The organism is Actinosynnema sp. NPDC023658 (assembly GCF_040639995.1).
Classification (GTDB): domain Bacteria; phylum Actinomycetota; class Actinomycetes; order Mycobacteriales; family Pseudonocardiaceae; genus Actinosynnema.
The window spans coordinates 1-1,134 of sequence record NZ_JBFAAX010001437.1 but is presented as its reverse complement, the minus strand read 5'-3'; the positions used below and the strand labels follow the sequence as shown (position 1 = coordinate 1,134).

Here is a 1,134-nt window from a genome sequence, read left to right as displayed (position 1 = left end):
CCCGCCGAGAAGTACCAGAGGGAGTGGTGAACCCTGAGGCCGAAGACGCGCTTCGTGGTGGTGTGCGTGCTGTGGTACCGGACCCAGTCGACCTCGTCGAGCGCGACCGACTGGCCGCCGTAGGCGATCTCCCGGGAGTCGGCGTGCAGCCGCCTGAAGGCGATCTCGGTGTCCAGTACCGCCGGCGGACCGGCCTCGGCCGCGGGAGCGGCGGGTGCGTCGGCGGTGGCGAGGTAGTCGGTGAGCCAGTCCGGCACATGGGCGCGCGGGTAGGCGGCCAGGTCGTTGCGGTAGTGCTCGGCGGGCAGGAGGTCTTCCCGGGGGATGGGCCGGTCGCCGTAGTCGTAGTCCACCGTCGTCTCGCCGTGGTGGGTGACGGTCATCAGCAGGCGCCACCACGGTCCGGCCGGCATCCGCGCCGCGACCTCGCGCTGGCGGCGGACCAGCGCCATGATCGGCTCGGGCACCGCCACCACGTCGTTCGGCTGCCCGGTCCAGAACCGCACCCGGCCCACCTCGGCGGACACGGTCATCACGAACACCGCGCCGAACCGCCCCCAGCCCGGCGGGCCGTGCAGCGCCAGCTGCTGCACGATCGGCTCGATGAGCGCCGAGGCCTCCCGGGCGACCGCCTCCTCGGGAGGGGTGTCGACGATCGTGAAGTCCTGGATGGCGCCTTCCTCCTTGAGCTGGACGGCCGCCCACTCCAGGTCGAGCATGCGGTCCGCGGCGCGCTCCTCGGCGGTGAACCGCGCCTCCGCCTGCCGCGGCGGGACCGAGCTCGACGTCTCCTTGATCCGCCCGGAGTCGCCCACCAGGAACACCGACCGGCCGACCGGCATGTCCAGGAACGCCATCGGATCGGTCTCGTCGACGTCCACCGGCGCGTACACGCTCCAGCCCGCCTCGAAGCGGTCCGCCACCAGCCCCTCGGTGGGGTAGTCCAAGCCGCGCGAGCGGATCCACTCCACCACCGAGGCGATCGCCTCCCGCGCGTCGGGGCCGACCTCGTCCCCTTCCCGGTCGGCGCCCGTCACGGCCGGGCGGTCGCGGTGGGGGCGGGGGGGGGAGGCGGGCGACAGCGGGGGCGGGGCCGGGTCCGGGATCAACCCCCCCAAACAGAGGGTGACGTTG

Annotated in this window: 1 protein-coding gene; it reads right to left on the bottom strand. The window is 73.7% G+C overall.

Translation table 11 applies throughout. The features are described 5' to 3' along the window. A partial coding sequence (locus tag AB0G02_RS41620) for a hypothetical protein (RefSeq protein WP_360806513.1) occupies positions 1 to 1,037 on the bottom strand: 1,037 nt, incomplete at its 3' end. Between the last annotated feature and the right edge of the window lie 97 nt (positions 1,038 to 1,134).